The organism is Corallococcus sp. bb12-1, from assembly GCF_026626765.1.
Lineage (GTDB): Bacteria > Myxococcota > Myxococcia > Myxococcales > Myxococcaceae > Corallococcus > Corallococcus terminator.
Window position 1 is genome coordinate 703,185 of sequence record NZ_JAPNJZ010000018.1, and the last position, 13,846, is coordinate 717,030.

The following is a 13,846-nucleotide window of genomic DNA, read 5'->3' on the forward strand; positions in this document are numbered from 1 at the left end:
GCCAGGGAGAAGGCATCGGCAGGGCTTATGAGTCGGTATTCCCCGGCTGGCACGGCCGGGCACGGTTGAATGCGGAAGAAATCCAGCCAGCGCTACGGAACAGCTATAAACCGCCTCCTGGCCGTTGCACCTGGCCCTGACTTGGGCGCGCGGGGGTTTCTCACCCCACCCTCCGCGTGCCCGCGCTGGAGACTCGATGAGCACCCAAGCCACCGCCGAAGCCATCACCAACCGGACGCCCCTGTTGAAGTCGCGGCTGGGCTCATTCCTCGCCGTGGTGCCCCTGAGCATCTGGGTCATCAACCATCTGTGGGACAACCTGTCCGCCTTCTACGGCGCGACGGCCTGGGAAAAGTCGGTGACGGAGTACTCGAACCCGTTCGCCCAGGCGTTCACGTTCATCATCGTCATGCTGCCCCTGCTCATCCACACGGCGTGGGGCCTGGTGCGCGTGTTCACCATCAAGCCGAACAACCTCGCGTACAACAACTACGGCAACCTCAAGTACATCGTGCAGCGCGTGGCGGGTCTGGGCGTGCTCGCGTTCCTGGGCGCCCACATCTGGCTGGCCTTCCTGCACCCGCGCCTGGTGGAGGGCCACGCGGAGCCGTTCGCGGACATCGCTCGGGAGATGTACCACCACGGCCCCACGCTGATGGTCTACCTGCTGGGCACGCTGGGCACCTCGTACCACCTGGCCAACGGCCTGCAGACCTTCGCCATGGGCTGGGGCATCGTCGCCAGCGACCGCTCCATGCGCCGCCTCGAGCCCGTCTCCATCATCGTCTTCCTCATCCTGCTGGCCATGTCGTGGGGCAGCATCTACGCCCTCTACACCGCCGGCGCGGCCTTCAGCCCCGCGGGCATGGACGTCGGCTGACAGCGGTTCCCAGCGCTTGAAACACGACCGGCCGCCCCTGACTTCCAGGAGCGGCCGGTTCGCTTTTCAGGGGTGCGGCTCAGGGCGTCAGAACGGGATGTCTTCGTCCGCGCCGCCGCCGGGGTTGCCACCGCCCATGCCGCCATCGTCCATGCCCATGGGGGGCGGCTGGCCGTAGTCGTCCCCGCCGCGCGAGGGGGCGCCGCCGCCCTGCGACCGGCGTCCACCACCGGAGCTGCCGGAGCTGGCCCCGCCGCTGTAGCCCTCGCCGGCGTCACGTCCGCCGAGGAAGGTCACGGAGGTGGCGACGACCTCGGTGGTGTAGTTCTTCTTGTTCTCCTTATCCATCCACTCGCGGGTCTGAAGCCGACCCTCGACGAAGCACTGCCGTCCCTTCTTGAGGTACTCGCCGCACAGCTCCGCGAGCTTTCCCCAGACGACGATGCGGTGCCACTCGGTGCGCTCCTGCTTCTGGCCGTTCTTGTCGTTCCAGCTCTCGCTCGTGGCGATGCGGAAGTTCGCCACGGCCTGACCGCCCGGGGTGAAGCGCACCTCGGGGTCCGCGCCGAGATTGCCGATGAGAATGACCTTGTTCACGCCTCCAGCCATGGTTCCTCCCTACCGAGACCTGGCCCACCAAGGGCCAGGTACAACCCGCGAGGACACACGCCCCGACAGGTCCTTCAGCCCATAGCATCCACCACTGACATGGCTCCGGCCAGATTCCTTCCGGAGGACACGGGGGACGCACGCCCGCCTGAGCCCCAGGCGGGAAGCCCCCGGATTCCGGGGGGTTGGACGGACTGAAGGGAAGGAGAGCTACCCGCCCGGACGGGTTTCGGCGGTGGTGGGCGCGCCGGGGGTGTTGGACGCGGGGGCGACCACCTCCACGGGCTGGGCCTTCAGCGCGCGGGCTTCGGCCGACTTGGTGGTGAGGGTGGTGTCCAGGCCCTTGGCGAAGCTGACGACCTGGGGGTCCGTGCCGGAGGTGCCCAGCTTGCGCAGCGACTTCCAGAACGGGTGCTCCGTGTCGCCGTTGCGCACCAGGCCCCGGGCCAGCAGCGTGGTGGCGGCGTCGCGCTCCGCGGGGCTGGAGGTGCGCAGGGTCGTCACGAGTTCCTGCGGCGCCGTGCGGGCGACCTCGCCCATGCCGCTGGCCATCTCCACCTGCGCGTCCAGGTCGCCGGAGAGGGCGGAGGCGCGGCACAGCTCCATCACCCGGGCCATGGCCTCCGTGTTGCCGCCCGCGGCCAGCTCCACCATGGAGCTGACGCCGGGCACGCCGACCTCCAGCGTGTGCGCCACCTGCCGCAGCCGGCCGTAGACGTCGTCTCCCGCGGAGTAGCTGTCCAGCAGCGTGCGCGTGCCCAGGTAGTCGTGCGGGTTGGACTGGTAGAGGCTCTCCGCCAGCACCGCGCGCACGGCGGGATCGCGCTCGCTGCGCCACGCGGTGCGCAGGAAGCCGATGTTGCGTTGATCGCGCTGCTTGCCCAGCTCCAGGTACGTCTTGATGCGGTTGGCGACGTCCGCCGTGGCGCTCGCGACGGCCTTGGGCCCATCCGCGAGCGAAGCCACCGCGGTGCCCGGCCCCAGGGTGGAGCCGGTGGCGGCCACCGCCGCGCCCAGCGCGTCCATGCCCGCGACGACGGGGCCCGCGCGGCCCGCGTAGTCGTTGACCATGATGGAGAAGGAGAACTTCTCCCCGCCCGCGGACTGCACGTAGCCGCTGAGCGCGGAGACACCTTCCAGGGTGCCCGTCTTGGCGCGCAGCCGGCCCACGGCGTCCGTGCCGTCGAAGCGGTACTTGAGCGTGCCGTCCTTGCCGGCGATGCCCAGCGAGGACATGTACTCCGGGGCCAACGGGAAGCGCTCGTACATGTGGCGCAACAGCCGGTCCATCTGCGCGGTGGAGAAGCGGTTGGCGTCGTTCAGACCGCTGCCGTTCTTCATCACGTAGGTGCCACGCGACAGGCCCACGTCGCGCTCCAGGAACTCCTCCACCACGTCGATGCCCTTGGCGAACGAGCCCGGCGCGCCGCGCAGCTCCGCGCCCATCGTCTTGAGGAGCGTCTCCGCGACGAAGTTGCTGGAGAGCTTGTTGAGGCGCTTGAGGACGATGTCGAACGTGTCGGACTGGGACACGTGCACCATGCGGGCGCGCGACGGCGTCAGGCCCTGCTTCACCTTGCCCTTCACCTTCACGCCACGCGAGACGAGCAGTTGCTTGAGCGTGTTGCCGAAGTACAGGGGCGGGCTGTCGATCTTCTTCCAGACGCTCACCGCGCCGCGCTCGTCGGGCACCTGGCCCTTCACGATAATCTTCTGCCGTTCCCCGAACGCGTCGGACTTCACGGACACGCGCCGCGCGCGACCGGGGCCGCTGGTGACGGTGTTGTCCACGACGAAGAAGTCGCTGGGCGGCTCCATGTCCACCACGGCCTTGCCGCCGGGACCGGAGCGCACGTAGACGGCCACCGCGTTCCAGTTGAGGCTCACCGCGCCGGTGGGCGCCATGTACGCGCGGTCGGAGTCCTCCTGGTCGTAGCCGGGCGGGGTGCGCTCAGGGTCGAACCAGGAGTCGTCCACGATGATGTCCTGGACCTCGCGCAGGCCCGCGTGGAGCAGCTCGGAGGTGATGCCGTACAGGCGCTCCGTGGTGATGGTGGGGTCGCCCTTGCCGCGCACGTAGAGCGTCTTGACCTTGCCGTCCGTGGGCAGCTCCGGCTCGACGAGGAACTCCGTCTCGTAGCGGTACTCGGGCCCCAGGGCCACGAGCGCCGCGGAGGACGTGACGAGCTTCACGTTGGAGGCGGGGTTGAGCAGTTCGTCGGCGTTGTGGCTGAACACCACCGTGCCGTCGTCCAGGCTCTGCATGTGCACGCCGACGCGGCTGCTCTTGAGCGCGGTGCGCTGCATGACCTGCACGAGCGCGCTCTTCAGCGCCTCGCGTTCAGCCTTTTTGTCGTTGGACGGCGACGCGGCAAGGGTGGCGGACGGCAGCCACAAGGCAATGGCGGTCGCTGCCCAGAAGGGTCTGGCTCGAAAAACCTGCACGCACGCTCCGGGGAAGTCGCGGACCATTATGAAGAAGGGATGAAAGGGGCGGCAAGGGTGGGGGCCCGGCGACTTGCATGCCTGGGCGCTCGCTCTTCCAGAAGAAGGCATGCCCGCCTGCCTGCTTCCTGGAAACCGAGAGGATGCTGTCGCAGCATGGACGTTCCCCCTGACATCCGGTCCGTGACAGAAGCCATGCCTCCCCTGCCCTTCCGCGCCGCCGCCCGGGTGGTGTCCGCCACGCTGGCCCTGCTGCTTTACGCCGGCTGCCGCGAAAAAGCGCCCCCGGCCGGAATCACGGTGTTGCTGGAGGCGCCACCGGACAGTCTGGATGACCGCTTCGCCCTCACGGCCCATGGACAACGGCTGGCGCAGCTCATCAGCCCGGGGCTGCTCACCTTCGACGACGCCAGCGCCCCGGTGCCCCAACTGGCCGAGTCCTTCCGCGACGTGTCCCCCACGGTGGTGGAGTTCGTCCTGCGGCCAGGCCTCACCTTCCACGACGGCACCGCTCTCACCGCCGAGGACGTGAAGGCCACCTATGACAGCCTGCGCGACCCGGCGCTGGGCAGCCCCAAGCGCGAACGGTACGAACCCCTAGAGCGGGTGGAGGTGGTGGATGCCCGCACGGTGCGCTTCCACCTGAAGCGCCCCTACGCGCCCCTGCTGGCGGAACTTTCCGCGGCCATCCTCCCCTCCGAGCGTGCCGGCCCCCAGGGCATCGAGGCCCAGGCCACGCACCCGGTGGGCGCGGGCCCCTTCCGCTTCGAGTCCTGGCCGGACGAGGAGCACCTGACGCTCACGCCCTTCGCGGGCTGGCACGGCGGGACGCCCGCGCTCTCGCGGCTGACATTCCGGGTGGTGCGGGACGAGACGACGCGGGTGCTGGAGCTGCTCAAGGGCCGGGCGGATCTGGTGGTCAACGGGGTGTCCCCGGCGGTGCTGCCCGCGCTCCGGGAGGCGCCGCACCTGCGCGTGGTGACGAAGCCGGGCACGGGCTTCACCTACGTGGGCATCAACCTGCGCGAGGGCCCGCTCGCGGACGTGCGCGTGCGGCAGGCGCTGTGCCACCTCATCGACGTGGGCCCGCTGGTGGAGCACAAGCTGCATGGGTTGGCGGAGCCCGCGTCCAGCATGCTGCCGAGGGCGCACTGGGCGTTCACGGCCACGCCCGCGTGCGGGTATTCGCCGGAGGAGGCGGGGCGGTTGCTGGACGCGGCGGGGTATCCGGATCCGGATGGGCCGGGAGGGCAGCCCCGGCTGGCGTTCACCTTCAAGACGAGCACGGACCGGTTCCGGCGCGCGGTGGCGCTGGTGCTCAAGGAGCAGCTTGCTCGGGGGGGCGTGGCCATCGAGGTGCGCGGGCTGGAGTTCGGCACGTTCTTCGACGACGTGCGCCGGGGCCGCTTCGAGTTGTTCACGTTGAAGTGGGCCGCCGTGATGGAGCCGGACCTGCTGAGAGGCGCGTTCCATTCCGGGAACATCCCCGGGCCGGAGAACCACTGGGGCGGCTTCAACCGGGGCGCGCTGAAGGATGCTGCGCTGGACCGCATGCTGGACGCGGCGACGCAGGCGCCCCGCGAGGAGCGGCGGGCGCTGTATGCCCGGGCGCAGCAGGAGCTGGATGCGGTCCTGCCCGTCATTCCCCTGTGGCACGAGTCCAGTGTCGCGGTGGTGTCGTCGAAGCTCGTGGACTTCGAGCCCAGCGCGCACGGTCTGCTCACGCCGTTGGCGAGGGCGCGGGAAGTGACGCATGCGTCCGATACAAGGAGGACGCCGTGAGGAAGCGATTGGTGTCGGCGGCCATCGCGCTCGTCGGTGCGCTGCTGCTGGTGTCGCTGTTCCTGTACCTCGTCCCCGGGGATCCGGTGGACGTGATGCTGGGGGAACAGGCGACGCAGGTGGACCGCGCGGCGCTGCGGCGGGCGGTGGGGTTGGACCTGCCCTGGTACGAGCAGCTCTGGACGTTCACGCGCGACCTGGGCACGGGGGAGCTGCGCACGTCGCTGCCTCCGTTCCAGCGCAAGGTGCTGCCGGCCCTGGGCGCGGCGCTTCCGTACACGCTGCTGCTCACGGTGGCTGCGATGGCCGTGTCCCTGTTGCTCGCGCTGCCCCTGGGCGTGATGGCGGCGGCGCGGCGGGGTACTCCAGTGGATGCGGCGGCGATGGGCGTATCGGTCGCGGGGGTCGCCCTGCCCCGCTTCTGGCTGGGCCCGGTGCTCATCATCCTGTTCGCGCTGAAGCTGGACTGGTTGCCCGTGTCGGGCGCGGAGTCGTGGCGGCACCTCGTGCTGCCGGCGTTCACGCTGGGCACCGCGCTGGCCGCGTTCCTCGCTCGGATGACCCGCGCGACGATGCTGGAGGCCCTGCGGGAGGACTACGTCACCGTGGCACGGGCCAAGGGGCTGTCGCCTCGCGTGGTGCTGTGGAAGCACGCCTTCCGCAACGCGCTGCTGCCACTGGTGACGGTGCTGGGCCTGGAGTTCGGCGCGCTGCTGGGCGGCGCCATCGTGACGGAGAAGGTGTTCGCGTGGCCGGGCATGGGCACGCTGCTGCTCACCGCCATCGAGAAGCGCGACTACAACACCGTGCGCGCCACCGTGCTGCTCTTCACCTTCTGCTACGTGATGGTGAACACGCTCACCGACGCGGCCTATGCGTGGGTCGACCCCCGCGTGCGGAGGCGCTCATGAGCGGGGCTCGCCGTTTCCGGTTGCAGTCGTGGGGGGCCCGGTTCGGGCTCGCCGTGGCGTGCGTCTGGGTGTTCACCGCGCTGTTCGCCCCGTGGCTCAGTCCCCATCCACCGGACGCCATCGACCTCACGCAGGAGCTGGCGCGACCGGGCCCGGGACACCTGTTGGGCACGGGAGAGAACGGCATCGACGTGCTCACCCATGTGCTGCATGGCGCGCGTGTGTCGCTGGAGGTGTCCTTCTTCGCCGTCCTGCTGTCGGGCGTGCTGGGCATCACGCTGGGCGGCATCGCGGGGTACGCGGGCGGACTCGTGGATGAAGGTCTGATGCGGCTGGTGGACGTGCTGCTCGCCTTCCCCGGCATCCTGCTGGCGCTGTTCATCACCTCCGTGATGGGCCCCAGCCTCACCAACGTCGTCTTCGCCCTCTCATTCACCGGGTGGACGGGCTACGCGCGACTGACGCGCGGGCAGGTGCTCACCCTGCGCGAGCGTGACTACGTGCAGGCCGCTCGCGCCCTGGGCAGTGGGCCCGGACGCATCCTCGTGCGGCACCTGTTGCCCAATGCCGCGGGGCCGTTGCTCGTGCAGGCCACGTTCGCGCTGCCGGGGGCCATCGTCGCGGAGGCGTCCCTGAGCTTCCTGGGCCTGGGCGTTCCTCCGGGCACTCCGTCGTGGGGCGCGCTGGTGGACCAGGGAACGCAGTACCTGCTGGTGGCGCCGCATGTGGCCCTGTTCCCCGGCATCGCGCTGGCTGTCACCGTGCTGGGCTTCAACCTGCTGGGCGATGCGCTTCGCGACGCGATGGATCCGCGTCACCAGGGGCCGTGAGTCGCGCTTGAAGCCTTGGTCCCTCCCTGGCAGGAAGCATGGGGCGGGACCTCTGGAGGTGATGCGCGATGAAGGCCGTGGTGCAGCGGGTGTTGGAAGCGTCGGTGACGGTGGACGGCCAGCGCGTGAGCGAGATGGGCCCCGGGCTGCTCGTGCTCCTGGGCGTGGGCAAGGGCGACACCGACGCGGACCTCGCGTGGATGGTGGAGAAGATTGCCCTGCTGCGCATCTTCGAGGACGCCGACGAGAAGATGAACCTGTCCCTGGAGGACACCTCCAAGCAGCTCATCGTCGTGAGCCAGTTCACCCTCTACGGGGATGCGCGCAAGGGCCGCCGGCCCAGCTTCATCGACGCGATGGAGCCGGTCGCGGCCAAGGCCCTCTATGAGCGCGCGTGCGAAGCCCTGCGCAAGCGGGGCCTCACCGTGGGCACCGGCATCTTCGGCGCGGACATGAAGGTCGCGCTGGTGAACGACGGGCCTGTCACCATCCTGCTGGAGAGCCCGCCGAAGGCAGCCCCTCCGGCCTAAACTTCCTCGTCGGGCTCTTCGCGCTGCGGAAAGTCCTGAAGCTGCTCGCGCAAGGACTTCGCAGCGGCCCCCAGCGCCGCTGCATCCAGGGCGAAGTGCGCGCTCACTTCCGCCTCGGGCGGATAGAGGTTGTGAGGGGGTCGCAGCTCGCCCTTCACCCGAACTTTCACGAGGACCTGAGGGCCTGGACTCGCAAGCCGCTCGAACTTCAGGTTGGGTTCGAGGAAGGACTTGGCGTCCTGAGCGGGCCTTGCCTCCGCGAGCGCCTCGAACCAGTTCGCAAGGCTTCTCACCTCGAAGGTCTCGAGCGCCGGGTCGGTGGCCCTCCACGCGACGGATGCGAAGGCCGCGTCGATCTCGATGTTCAACCAGTTCGCCGCGGACCCACCCTGCGGAAACTGGTAGCCCAGGATGCGGAGCCCGAAGTGGGTGCCATCTGTTCCCTTGAGCATCATGCGAGGTGCCTCCTTCCGACCTAACGCACGTCCAGCGTGCGCCGGAAGAACGTCACACCTTCCGCCTTCGTGCGCGCCTGTGAGGCCGCGCGCGTCCCCGCCACCGGGTCCTTGCACAGCATGGCGATGACCTCGAAGCCCTTCGGGTGGCACTCGGGCAGGAAGGTGAAGTGACCAGCCTCATCCAGCACCACCGTCGTGGTGATGGCCGGAGACAGCCGCCCGGACAACTGCATGCCGTGCTGCTCGTGCGGCATCAGTTCGTCGCCCTTCGCGAGGATGAGCTCCACGGGCTTCTGGATGTCCGCCGTGTCCTGCGCCTCGAAGGAGGCCGCCATGCCCGGCGCCATCGCGAAGGCCGCCTTCACGCGCGGGTCCAGGTACGACGCGCGCGATTCCTTCATGTCGATGCGGCGGTAGTCCACGTCGCGCAGGGCCTCGCAGCCAATCTCCTCGCGGGTGCCGGGCGTCGTGCAGCGCTTTTCAATCCACTCCAGGTTCAGCCGCAGCCCCACCAGCGCCATCGCCGTGTAGCCCCCCATGGAGTGCCCCGACGCGCCGATGCGCTCCGGATCCACGCGCGGTCCCCACGTCGGGTCCTTCAGCAACTGGTCGAGGATGACCGTGAAGTCCTTCGGCCGCTCATAGGCGCGCGCGAAGCCTTCCGGGCTCGTGTCCTTGTAGGAGTTGCCCGGGTGGTTCAACGACAGGACGATGAAGCCGTGCGCCGCCAGGTGCGCACCGAACCAGGACAGGTCGATGCCCGAGCCTCCGCTGCCGTGCGACAGCAGCACCAGCGGCCAGCGCGCCTGCGCGTCCGACAGCGGTGCGTCCTTCGCTCCGTAGAAGGGCTTGAACACGTCCGAGGGCGCGCGGTCATCCACCGGCGTACCGGGCGCCACCGGGTACCAGATGAGCGGCTTCAGCGTGCGGTGGCGGACCGCGTCCTCGAAGGACAGCGACTGGGTGACGCCCACCGCGTAGGCCGCGTCCTTGCCGTAGAGCGACGCGACATCCGTGCGCGGAGCCTCCGCCTTCTTCGAGGAAGCACAGCCCGACGCCAGCACGGCCGCGACCACGAGGGCCCCGCCCGTCATCCGGCGAACCGGGAGCCACGGGCGGAAGGCAGGGGAGGTGCGTCGCGAGCGGCGGTGCATGGACAGCTCCGGAAGCAGGGGCGTGCGGCCGGAGCATGGCCGGGAATGGCTCGGCAAGGAAACCGGCTTCGCGGGAACATCGGGAAGGCACGGAACGCGTCGGTGGCGCCGGAACGACCCGCGCGACCGCTCTTGGACAGAGCACGAGGCCCCTCTTCCACCTACGTCCCTGAGCAGGCCCCCTTGCGACGGGCCCCGCGCCTCACAGCCGGACGGTCGTCCCTCGCGTCACCAGCGCCGCCAGCCCCTGCTTCGTCTGCGCCGCTGAGCGCAGGTGCAGGGTGAGCGCGCCCAGCTCACGGATCCACGTGGCCGCGTTCGGCCCCAGTCCGGAGAACAGCACGGAGAGCGGCGGCGGCTGGGCCACCTTGCCCGACCAGTACCCCAGCACCTCGTCGCGCTCCGGCAGCACCGGCAGCTTCATCCGCTCCTGCTCGCGCGTCAGCAACCGCTCCAGCTTGCGCGGCAGGTTCACCTGCCAGTGCGCCACCGTGCGCGCCGGCCTCCAGGCCCAGTCCGCGAACGCGAACCGCTCCCGCGCCGCGTACTCACCCCGGCCCTGCGTGACGAAGACGCGGTCCGGCGGGAACTCCGGGAACGGATCCCACTGCCCGGCCAGGAGCGACGCCAGTCCCTGGTCCCCCGGAGGCCGCAGGCGGAAGCTGTCCCGCACCGTCCGCGCCGCCTTCGTGTCCCAATACGGATAGGCCGGGTCCTCCACCATCAGCGCCAGGTTCAGCGCCTCATCCCATTCGTCCGCGTAGCCCCCGTGCGCGCCGCCCACCTCCCAGCCACCCGGCGCCTCCTGCCAGGGCTGGAAGACGAGCCGGTCCACCAGGTCCATCCACCCATCCGAGTCGAGCGACCCCACGCCTCCCGGCATCGCCGACATGGACAGCCGCTGGCAGAGCGTGAAGGCCTGCGGGTCGCCCAGCTGGCTCGCCAGCAGCTCCAGGGCGCCGGAGGCATCCCCCATGGCGCGCTGGAAGAACGGCAGCACCTGTTCGTGGAAGAAACGGTCGTTGATGGGACGCAGGACGACGTCCATGGTGGGGCGCCTTGCTGTGCGGCCGTCAGGGCCGCGCGTCTTCCTGGACAATGAGGGCGTGGATGTCCGACGCCGTGGGGGCTTCCAGGATGGCGGCCCGGAAGCGCGGATTCTTGAACAGGCGCGAGATGCGAGCGAGCGCCTTCAGGTGCACCCCCGCGCTGTTCTCCGGCGCCACCAGCGCGAAGAACAGGTGCGTGGGCTTGCCGTCGATGGCCTCGAAGTCCACCCCCGCGCGCGACACGCAGAAGGCCGCCTGGAGACTGTCCATGCCCGCCAGCTTGCCGTGGGGGATGGCCACGCCCTCGCCAATGCCCGTACTGCCCAGCTTCTCCCGCTCCTGGAGCACCCCCACCAGCCGGTCCTCGCGCAAACTCGGATGCGCCCGCGCCAGCGTGGCACTCAGCTCGCGCAGCACCTCCGGCTTCGTGCGGGCCTGCATGTCCGCGACGACTGCTTGGGGGCTGAGGAAATCGGCGATTCTCAATGGCGCTCCCGCACTGGCGCTCCGGGCCGGCAATGATTCCTCGGCCGGCAATTACTCCTCACACTGGATTCGCGCAAGGGTCGCCTGGGTGGTGGAAAGCGCTTCGCTCACTGCGCATCAGCCCCCGAGGCTTCCGCGGACTTCGCGGACCCCTCCGGAGGCTTCCCCCGTGCCCACGGCTTCCCTTCCCGCCCCCCGCGCGTGAGCGGCGTGGGGGGCGGACCGGACTCCCTGACTTGCGAACTCCAGGCTCGAACCTGGAAGGTCGGGTCAGGTGCCGGTGGCGGCCACTGCTTCCGAGGGCAGGTGCGGCTCGATGAGCCCGAACCCGCCTTCCTTGCGGCGGTAGACGATGGACAACGCGTGCGACTGCTGGTTCTGGAACACGTAGAAGTCGTTGTTCATCAAGTTCATCTGCATCACCGCGTCGTCCACCGACAGCGACTGGATGGCCAGATGCGTGGTGCGCACCAGGCGCGCGATCCCCGACTCGGCCGCCTGCGCGGTGTCGTTCGAGGCCTCGGTGGTGGACGTCTGCGCCGCCTGGGCGGGTTCGGTGGACTCCAGGAACTCGGAGACCTCGAAGACGTCGTGGCGGACCTTGAGGCTGTTCACCAGGTCCTGACGGTGGTGGACCTTCTCCTTGCCGTGATGCGTCTTGAGCTTGTCGCGGTAGCGGCGCAGCTGGCGCTCGATCTTGTCCATCGCCAGGTCGATGGAGGCGTACATGTCATCGCTCTTCTCGCGGCCTCGGAGGATCCAGGCGCCCGAGTGGATGGTGATGTCCGCGTGGTGCAGGTGCCGCTCCAACGACAGCACCACGTGGGCCTCTCCAGCCCGGTCCAACAGTCGGTTCACCCGATCGACCTTTTCACGGGCGTATTCCTTCAGGGAATCCGACGCTCCGAACTGACGGAAGGTGATGTTGAGCTGCATGCGTGGTCGCCTCCTAGGGAGAGAGGTAAGCTCCGTCACAGATCAGAGACGGAGCCCACGCCGAAAGCAACCCGGCCCCCCACGTAGGAACTTCCCGTCCACGACACGCGGCCGCGCAAGCGACCGCCAGAGGACACGTGTTGTGTCCACTGCACACCACGTGAAGGGGATTCCGACCCGGGTCCCATTTTCCGGCCCGGGCCGTCCATTTCACCCTGTCACGCGAGCAGCCTCTGGCCGGTGACACCTGTCACTTCGCCAGCACTTCGCCATTGACGAAACGCGAAGGCTTCAGGGCACCACGGCGATGACGAAGTCCTGCGAGTGGAAGATGGTGCCGTCGCACGAGGCCACGCCCGTGCACTCGCGCACGATGCCCGCGAGGCTCGCCTCCATGCTGAGCAGGTGATTCGCCTGCGGCGTGGTGGCCGGAATCGTGATGCCCACCTTGCCGCCCTCTTGCGTGGCGGTGAGGGTGCCGGGCGCCCTGCCCCCTTCGCGCATGATGATGACGCTGACGGGACCGGGGACCTCCGAGGCCGGCTCCCAGAGGAAGTCGTACGTCTGTCCGACGCGCAGCTTGTCGGGGGTGCCCTCGCCCTGGAACGTGAAGCTGCGCTTGGCCTTGGCGCCCTGGAGCACCAGGCGCACGGTGGTGGTGGCGTCCTGGAGCTGCACCGTGATGTCGCTCACCGGCTCGCGGCTCCAGGCGCCCGGGTCGTAGTTGAAGTACGCGCGGCTGTTTTCGCACGCGTCCCCGCGCCCGCCCACCTCCGACGCGCCGCCCGGCACCAGCGTCATGGGCTGGCCGTTGAGGGTGGCCGTCACGTCGTCCGCGAAGCGTGAACACGGGCCGTCCGTCACGGAGTAGCTGACGGTGAAGCGGTGCGCGCCCTGCGCGTCCGGCGTCTCCTCGTCGTCCACGTCCGTCAGCGCGTAGATGAGCGTGCGGTCCGACAGCTCCGCGAGCGACATCACCTTCGTTTCGCCACCGCCACACCCCACCAGCGACACGAGCGCCCCAAGGGCTCCAAATCCACGAACGGTCCAGCGAGGCAGCGAAGAAGACACGGGAAGGGACATAGGGCCCGCGACCCTATCACTCCCGCGCGAGCAGTCCCGTGAGCCGTGCCTGCACCCCTGCCCACTCCGTGTCGAGAATGCTGTAGTACGCGCTGTCGCGCACGATGCCGCCGCGCACCAGCATGTGGTTGCGCAGGATGCCCTCGAACGTGGCCCCCAGCCGCTCGATGGCCGCCCGCGAGCGCACGTTGCGCCGGTCGGTCTTCAACTGCACACGCATCACCGCCAGGGCGTCGAACGCGTGGCGGAGCAGCAGGAACTTGCACTCGGTGTTCACCCGCGAGCGCCACACCCGCCGTCCCAGCCACGTGGAGCCGATTTCAAGCGTGCGGTGCGCGCGCTGGATCTCCATGAAGCGCGTGGTGCCCACCACGTCCCCGCCTTCGCGCAGGCAGATGGCGAAGGCCTGCTCGGTGCCCTCGGACGCGGCCCGGAGCGCGGTGGCGACGTAGTCCGCCACGTCGTCTTGCGTGCGCAACACGCGCGAGAAGTGCGTGAACAGCTCCGGCTCGCAGAGCGCCGTGAGCGCGGGCACGTGGTCGGCGGTCAGCGGCACCAGCCGCACCGTGGTCCCCTCCAACGTGACGGGCGGGACGACCAGGGGCAGGGGCTCCCGGCGGGGAGCGTCGGCGTCACCGGGGAAGGAAGCAGGGGGCAAGGGGTCCATGGACCGCTTCATGCCCCAACTCCGAC

General features: G+C 69.5%; 14 protein-coding genes. 5 read left to right on the forward strand and 9 right to left on the reverse strand.

Annotation, left to right across the window (positions count from 1 at the left end; genetic code table 11):
* Positions 1–196 precede the first annotated feature (196 nt).
* Positions 197–880, forward strand: a complete 684-nt coding sequence (locus OV208_RS23610; protein ID WP_267576133.1) for a succinate dehydrogenase — start codon at positions 197–199, stop codon at positions 878–880.
* An 87-nt stretch (positions 881–967) separates the two neighbouring features.
* On the opposite strand, the gene OV208_RS23615 is transcribed toward OV208_RS23610, so the two are convergent.
* Both OV208_RS23615 and dacB read right to left on the reverse strand, forming a co-directional pair.
* Complete coding sequence (locus tag OV208_RS23615; protein ID WP_267576134.1) at positions 968–1,489, reverse strand: single-stranded DNA-binding protein; 522 nt, start codon at positions 1,487–1,489, stop codon at positions 968–970.
* A gap of 210 nt (positions 1,490–1,699) precedes the next feature.
* Positions 1,700–3,934, reverse strand: a complete 2,235-nt coding sequence (gene dacB, locus OV208_RS23620) for a D-alanyl-D-alanine carboxypeptidase/D-alanyl-D-alanine-endopeptidase (protein WP_267576135.1) — start codon at positions 3,932–3,934, stop codon at positions 1,700–1,702.
* Positions 3,935–4,090: 156 nt separating this feature from the next.
* On the opposite strand from dacB, the gene OV208_RS23625 reads away from it, so the two are divergent.
* The 4 genes from OV208_RS23625 to dtd all read left to right on the forward strand — a co-directional run bounded on the left by OV208_RS23625 (position 4,091) and on the right by dtd (position 7,987).
* The gene (locus tag OV208_RS23625) at positions 4,091–5,716 is read left to right on the forward strand and encodes an ABC transporter substrate-binding protein (RefSeq protein WP_267576136.1); all 1,626 of its coding nucleotides are present in this window, start codon (positions 4,091–4,093) and stop codon (positions 5,714–5,716) included.
* A complete protein-coding gene (locus OV208_RS23630) occupies positions 5,713–6,627 on the forward strand; it encodes an ABC transporter permease (RefSeq protein ID WP_267576137.1) in 915 nt (304 codons plus the stop codon). Before OV208_RS23625 ends, OV208_RS23630 begins: the two co-directional genes overlap by 4 nt.
* The gene (locus OV208_RS23635) at positions 6,624–7,457 is read left to right on the forward strand and encodes an ABC transporter permease (protein ID WP_267576138.1); all 834 of its coding nucleotides are present in this window, start codon (positions 6,624–6,626) and stop codon (positions 7,455–7,457) included. The genes OV208_RS23630 and OV208_RS23635 overlap by 4 nt, the downstream gene beginning before the upstream one ends.
* A 68-nt stretch (positions 7,458–7,525) precedes the next feature.
* A complete protein-coding gene (gene dtd / locus OV208_RS23640; protein ID WP_267576139.1) occupies positions 7,526–7,987 on the forward strand; it encodes a D-aminoacyl-tRNA deacylase in 462 nt (153 codons plus the stop codon).
* Here dtd and OV208_RS23645 read toward each other — a convergent pair.
* The 7 genes from OV208_RS23645 to OV208_RS23675 all read right to left on the reverse strand — a co-directional run bounded on the left by OV208_RS23645 (position 7,984) and on the right by OV208_RS23675 (position 13,832).
* Positions 7,984–8,442: a hypothetical protein gene (locus OV208_RS23645; protein WP_267576140.1), complete on the reverse strand. Its 459-nt coding sequence runs from the start codon at positions 8,440–8,442 to the stop codon at positions 7,984–7,986. The genes dtd and OV208_RS23645 overlap by 4 nt on opposite strands.
* Positions 8,443–8,462: 20 nt before the next feature.
* Positions 8,463–9,599, reverse strand: a complete 1,137-nt coding sequence (locus OV208_RS23650; protein WP_267576141.1) for an alpha/beta hydrolase family protein — start codon at positions 9,597–9,599, stop codon at positions 8,463–8,465.
* A gap of 202 nt (positions 9,600–9,801) precedes the next feature.
* Positions 9,802–10,647, reverse strand: coding sequence for a hypothetical protein (locus OV208_RS23655; RefSeq protein WP_267576142.1), 846 nt, complete (start codon positions 10,645–10,647; stop codon positions 9,802–9,804).
* A 25-nt stretch (positions 10,648–10,672) separates the two neighbouring features.
* The gene (locus OV208_RS23660; RefSeq protein ID WP_267576143.1) at positions 10,673–11,134 is read right to left on the reverse strand and encodes a PTS sugar transporter subunit IIA; all 462 of its coding nucleotides are present in this window, start codon (positions 11,132–11,134) and stop codon (positions 10,673–10,675) included.
* Positions 11,135–11,404: 270 nt separating this feature from the next.
* Positions 11,405–12,070: a ribosome hibernation-promoting factor, HPF/YfiA family gene (gene hpf, locus OV208_RS23665; RefSeq protein ID WP_267576144.1), complete on the reverse strand. Its 666-nt coding sequence runs from the start codon at positions 12,068–12,070 to the stop codon at positions 11,405–11,407.
* 291 nt (positions 12,071–12,361) lie between these two features.
* A complete protein-coding gene (locus tag OV208_RS23670) occupies positions 12,362–13,153 on the reverse strand; it encodes a hypothetical protein (protein WP_267576145.1) in 792 nt (263 codons plus the stop codon).
* A gap of 16 nt (positions 13,154–13,169) precedes the next feature.
* Positions 13,170–13,832, reverse strand: a complete 663-nt coding sequence (locus OV208_RS23675; protein WP_267576146.1) for a GNAT family N-acetyltransferase — start codon at positions 13,830–13,832, stop codon at positions 13,170–13,172.
* Positions 13,833–13,846: the final 14 nt, after the last annotated feature.

Bases quoted from the DNA above. Each gene is read 5' to 3' on its own strand.
- OV208_RS23670 (WP_267576145.1), bottom strand. From the start codon at position 13,153: ATGTCCCTTCCCGTGTCTTCTTCGCTGCCTCGCTGGACCGTTCGTGGA.
- OV208_RS23625 (WP_267576136.1), top strand. From the start codon at position 4,091: ATGGACGTTCCCCCTGACATCCGGTCCGTGACAGAAGCCATGCCTCCC.
- OV208_RS23610 (WP_267576133.1), top strand. From the start codon at position 197: ATGAGCACCCAAGCCACCGCCGAAGCCATCACCAACCGGACGCCCCTG.
- OV208_RS23650 (WP_267576141.1), bottom strand. From the start codon at position 9,599: ATGCACCGCCGCTCGCGACGCACCTCCCCTGCCTTCCGCCCGTGGCTC.
- OV208_RS23675 (WP_267576146.1), bottom strand. From the start codon at position 13,832: ATGAAGCGGTCCATGGACCCCTTGCCCCCTGCTTCCTTCCCCGGTGAC.
- hpf (WP_267576144.1), bottom strand. From the start codon at position 12,070: ATGCAGCTCAACATCACCTTCCGTCAGTTCGGAGCGTCGGATTCCCTG.
- OV208_RS23615 (WP_267576134.1), bottom strand. From the start codon at position 1,489: ATGGCTGGAGGCGTGAACAAGGTCATTCTCATCGGCAATCTCGGCGCG.
- dtd (WP_267576139.1), top strand. From the start codon at position 7,526: ATGAAGGCCGTGGTGCAGCGGGTGTTGGAAGCGTCGGTGACGGTGGAC.
- OV208_RS23655 (WP_267576142.1), bottom strand. From the start codon at position 10,647: ATGGACGTCGTCCTGCGTCCCATCAACGACCGTTTCTTCCACGAACAG.
- OV208_RS23635 (WP_267576138.1), top strand. From the start codon at position 6,624: ATGAGCGGGGCTCGCCGTTTCCGGTTGCAGTCGTGGGGGGCCCGGTTC.
- OV208_RS23645 (WP_267576140.1), bottom strand. From the start codon at position 8,442: ATGATGCTCAAGGGAACAGATGGCACCCACTTCGGGCTCCGCATCCTG.